General features: G+C 74.8%; 3 protein-coding genes and 1 pseudogene. All 4 read left to right on the forward strand.

Going from position 1 to position 4,652, the window contains the following annotated elements; all coding sequences use genetic code 11:
• Positions 1–206 (forward strand): annotated as a pseudogene (locus tag CRM73_RS18240) (hypothetical protein); the annotation flags it as partial.
• A gap of 184 nt (positions 207–390) precedes the next feature.
• Complete coding sequence (mtrA, locus tag CRM73_RS18245; protein WP_017833623.1) at positions 391–1,074, forward strand: MtrAB system response regulator MtrA; 684 nt, start codon at positions 391–393, stop codon at positions 1,072–1,074.
• Entirely contained in the window at positions 1,071–2,825 is a 1,755-nt protein-coding gene (gene mtrB / locus CRM73_RS18250) for an MtrAB system histidine kinase MtrB (protein ID WP_229588689.1), read from the forward strand. Before mtrA ends, mtrB begins: the two co-directional genes overlap by 4 nt.
• Entirely contained in the window at positions 2,822–4,516 is a 1,695-nt protein-coding gene (locus tag CRM73_RS18255) for an LpqB family beta-propeller domain-containing protein (RefSeq protein ID WP_017833625.1), read from the forward strand. Before mtrB ends, CRM73_RS18255 begins: the two co-directional genes overlap by 4 nt.
• Positions 4,517–4,652: the final 136 nt, after the last annotated feature.

Raw genomic sequence — 4,652 nt, forward strand, 5'->3', positions numbered from 1 at the left:
CCGCGGCCGGCGGCACGGCCCGCGCCCTCGCCGCGGACGTGTGGTCCGTGTGGCGGGACCTCGGGCTGCCCGCCGCCGCCCTCGACCGGGTCCGGATCACACCGCGCGAGGAGCTCGACGCCCTGGGCCCCGCCGAGCTGCGCGAGGTCCTCGCGCGGGTCACCGGAACCGCCTCCGCGCTGGCCCGGACCGCCGCCGACGCGTGAGCCCGACCCACCCGGTGGACCGACACACTCCGCGCCGAGGTGCGGGGCGGGCCGCAATCGGCCACAATGCAGGTGGACCCCGGTCCACCACGACGCCCAGGACACCCTGGCCACGACGCCCCGGACGCCCCGGGCCACGGCGGCCCCCGCCCCGGCGGGCCCGCCCCACACCACCGGAGAGGCGATGAACGCGCGAATACTGGTCGTCGACGACGACGCCGCCCTGTCGGAGATGATCGGGATCGTCCTGACCGCGGAGGGCTTCGAGCCCGTCTTCTGCTACGACGGTGCCACCGCCGTGGACACCTTCCGGGCCGTGCGCCCGGACCTGCTGCTGCTCGACCTCATGCTCCCGGGCAAGGACGGTATCCAGGTCTGCCGCGAGATCCGCACGATCTCCGACGTCCCGGTCGTCATGCTCACCGCCAAGTCGGACACCGTCGACGTGGTCCGCGGTCTGGAGGCCGGGGCCGACGACTACGTGCCCAAGCCCTTCAAGCCCGCTGAGCTCGTGGCCCGGGTCAAGGCCCGGCTGCGCCCCGTGGAGCGCGCCAACTCGCAGGAGCTGCGGATCGGCGACCTCACCATCGACGTGAGCGGGCACAGCGTGCACCGCGGGGACCACGAGATCGGTCTCACCCCGCTCGAGTTCGACCTGCTCACCGCCCTGGCGCGCGCACCGCACCAGGTGTTCTCGCGCGAGATGCTGCTCCGCGACGTCTGGGGCTACCAGCACGCCGCCGACACGCGGCTCGTCAACGTCCACGTGCAGCGGCTGCGCTCCAAGATCGAGCGGGATCCGGAGAGCCCCGAGATCGTGGTCACCGTGCGCGGAGTCGGCTACAAGGCGGGCACGTCCGCCCGATGACCCCGCCGGACGCCGCCGCCTCCTTCCGGCGCCGCGGGCCGGCCGGCGCCGCGACCCGACGGCTGCGGCTGGGGCGGCTCCTGCTGGCCCGCCGGTGGCGGCAGTCCCTGCAGTTCCGGGCCATCGCCGTGTCCCTCTCCCTGACCGCGCTGGCCTTCTTCGTCACGGGCAGCTTCCTCTCCCACCAGATCGCGGACCGGCTGTTCTCGGAACGGCTGGACCAGGTCCTCGCCTCGGCCACCGCGGACTTCGAGCAGGTGCAGGCCAGCTTCGACGCCTCGGACGCCTCCGACCGCGACGAGCTGCAGGCGCTCGTGGCCTCGACCCTCGGCTCGCTCTCGGTCGACGGCGCGGAGACGGAGCGCTGGATCCTGCTCCCGATGGACTTCACGAGCGGGCAGACCCTCATCCCGGCGCAGAGCCAGAGCCCCTGGATGACCTCGAGCACCGTGCCGCCGGAGCTGCAGGAGCGGCTCGCGGAGCAGGACGGCGTGTTCTGGCAGCCCGCCTCGGTCCGGGTCACGGAGAACGGGGAGGAGGCCCCCGTCATCGTCGTCGGCACGGTGGTGGACCTCTACCAGAACAGCCGCTACGGGCTCTACCTCGTCTACGACTTCTCCGAGCCGCAGCGCACCCTCGACGCGATGCACGCGGTGCTGCTGCTGTCGGTGGTCGTCCTGCTGCTGCTCGTGGGCGCGATCGTCTGGTACGTCACCCGCGAAGTGGTCCGCCCCGTGTCCAGCACCGCCCGCGTGGCCGAGCAGCTCGCGGACGGCGACCTGGGCGTGCGGATGCCCGTCAGCGGCTCGCACGAGGTCGCCCGTCTCGCCCGGTCCTTCAACCGCATGGCGGACAGCCTGCAGGACCAGATCACCCAGCTCGAGCAGCTCTCCTCGATGCAGCAGACCTTCGTCTCGGACGTCTCCCACGAGCTGCGCACCCCGCTGACCACGGTGCGGATGGCGGCCGAGGTGCTCTTCAACGCCCGCGAGGACTTCGACCCCGTCAACCGGCGCTCCGCCGAGCTGCTCTACCACCAGGTGGACCGCTTCGACGCCCTGCTGGCCGACCTGCTGGAGATCTCCCGCTTCGACGCGGGGGCGGCGCGGCTCGAGGTGGCCAGCGTCGAGCTGTTCTCGGTCGTGCACGACGTCGTGGAGGCCGCCGCCCCGCTCGCCGTCTCGTCCGGCTCCACGGTGCGGGTGCGCTCGGAGCTGTCCCGCTGCACCGTCCAGGGGGACCAGCGGCGGATCGAGCGGATCCTGCGCAACCTCGTGGTCAACGCCCTCGAGCACGGGGAGGGCCGGCCCATCGACATCGTGGTGGGGGCCTCCGAGGTGGCCGCGGCGGTGGCGGTGCGCGACCACGGCATCGGGATGACCGAGGAGGAGGCCGCCAAGGCGTTCAACCGCTTCTGGCGCGCTGACCCGGCCCGGGCCCGCACGACCGGCGGGACGGGGCTGGGCCTCGCGATCGCCACCGAGGACACGCGGCTGCACGGCGGGCGGCTCGACGTCTGGGGCGCCCCGGGGGAGGGCGCGTGCTTCCGGCTCACCCTGCCCCGGACCCGCGGACGGCGGCTCGTGCCCGACGACGAGAGCCCGCTCGGTCTGCCGCCCGACGCCGACGCGTACCCGGAGACCGCGGTGGTGACCAGGACGGGGACCCTGGCCCTGGCCTCCGCGGCCGCGGCGGAGCCGGCGCCCCCCGCCGCGGCCCAGCCGACCGACGTCGAGGAGGACCGGTCATGAGCAGGACCCGGCGGCAGACCCGCACGGCAGCACTGGCCCTGGCCGCGGCCGTGGCGCTCGGCGGCTGCGGAGCCATTCCCCGGACGGGACCCGTGCACCGGCACGCGGAGCCCACCCGGTCCGCGGTCCAGCCGAGCTACGACGTCGAGCCGGCCGGCCCCCGCGAGGGCGCGACGCCGGAGCAGATCGTGCGGGGCTTCCTCGCGGCCGGGACGGGCGTGGCCGACGACTACTCCGTGGCCCGCGAGTACCTCACCCCCGAGCTCGCGGGCACCTGGCACCCCGACGCGCGCACCCTCGTGCACCGGGGCGACGCCGTGCCCGTGCCCCGGCTCGAGGACAACGAGTACCGGGTGAACCTCGAGGTGGACAGCGTGGTGGACGGCAGCGGCGTGATCGAGCGCAAGCCGGCGGGCGCCACCGAGGTGCTCGACTTCGACGTGGTCCAGGTGGACGGCCAGTGGCGGATCTCCGACGCCCCCGACGCCACGGCGCTCACCCCGGCCGACTTCGAGGACATCTTCGAGCCCCACCACCTCTACTTCGCGGACGAGGACCTGTCCAACGTGGTGGTCGACCCCCGCTGGTTCCCGGACCGGGTGCCCGTCTCGACGTCGATCGTGCGGGCCCTGCTCGGCGGCCCCGCGCCCTACCTCCGGGGGGCCGTGACCTCGGCGTTCCCGCCGGGCACCACGCTCGCCCGCTCGGCGGTGCCCGTGCGGGACGGCACCGCCACGGTGGAGCTCAGCGTGCCCGAGTTCGACCCGGCGAACATCGAGATCAACCGCCGGATGCACGACCAGCTCGCGCTGAGCCTCCGGTCGCTGACCGCGGTGAACGACGTGGAGCTGCTCGTCGAGGGGGCGCCCGTGGAGCTGGGCGCGGGGTGGACGGACGCCGCGCCCGTCCAGGACGTCACCGTCCCGTCCCGCCAGGTCGGGCTGCGCGAGGGCGACCTCGTGTTCTACCAGGGCGGCCAGACCGAGAACGTGGACGGGATCCCGCCGCTGGACGGCCACCACCCGTCCAGCCCCGCGATGGACGCCGCCGCCGAGCACTTCGCGTTCGTGGACACGGGCACCGGCTCGCTCGTGACCGTGGCGCGGGAGGAGGAGCCCGTGGAGCAGTTCAGCGGGACCGGCCTGACCCGACCGAGCTTCGACGAGCACGGGTGGGTGTGGACCGGGGACTCCGCCGGGACCGTCCGGGCCGTGCGCGCCGTCCCGGGCGCCGGGAGCCCGGTCCGCGTCGAGGCATCGTGGCTCGCCGCGCGGACCGTGACGTCCCTGCGGGTCTCGCGCGGGGGCACCCGGGCGCTCGTCGTCACCGAGGACGAAGGGGTCTCCCAGATCTGGCTGACCGGTGTGGTGCGCGAGCCAGACGGCACGCCCCGCCGGCTCAACGAGCCGTTCCGGGTGGCCGCGGACGTCGACGCGGACGCGGCCCTGTGGCTCAGCGACCGCGAGTTCGTCGCGGCCCCGCTCGGCGGCACCGGCTCCGTCCGGCCCCGCGTCTACGACGTGTCCGGGCGCTTCCGCGAGCTGCCCGGCATCGAGGGCCTCACCGGGCTCAGCGGGGGCAACGGCACGTCCTCCGTCTACGCCGTGGCCGGCGGCACGCTGCACATGCTCACCGGCAACGCCTGGGCGCCGCAGAGCGAGGACGTCCTGGACACGGCGTTCGCCGGCTGACCACCCGCCGGGCCCGACCGCGGTCCACAGCCCCGGCCGTCCGGATCCCCGGCCGCACCCCGGCCGGGCCGTCCGGCACGGGCCAGGATGGCCGCATGCCCGCGACCCCGCCCACCGCCCGCGCCCTCGACCGGGC

Source organism: Kocuria sp. CCUG 69068, assembly GCF_020833785.1.
Lineage (GTDB): Bacteria > Actinomycetota > Actinomycetes > Actinomycetales > Micrococcaceae > Kocuria > Kocuria rosea.

Excerpts from the sequence above, each read along its gene's own strand:
- mtrB (WP_229588689.1), top strand. The coding sequence starts at position 1,071 with ATGACCCCGCCGGACGCCGCCGCCTCCTTCCGGCGCCGCGGGCCGGCC.
- mtrA (WP_017833623.1), top strand. The coding sequence starts at position 391 with ATGAACGCGCGAATACTGGTCGTCGACGACGACGCCGCCCTGTCGGAG.
- CRM73_RS18255 (WP_017833625.1), top strand. The coding sequence starts at position 2,822 with ATGAGCAGGACCCGGCGGCAGACCCGCACGGCAGCACTGGCCCTGGCC.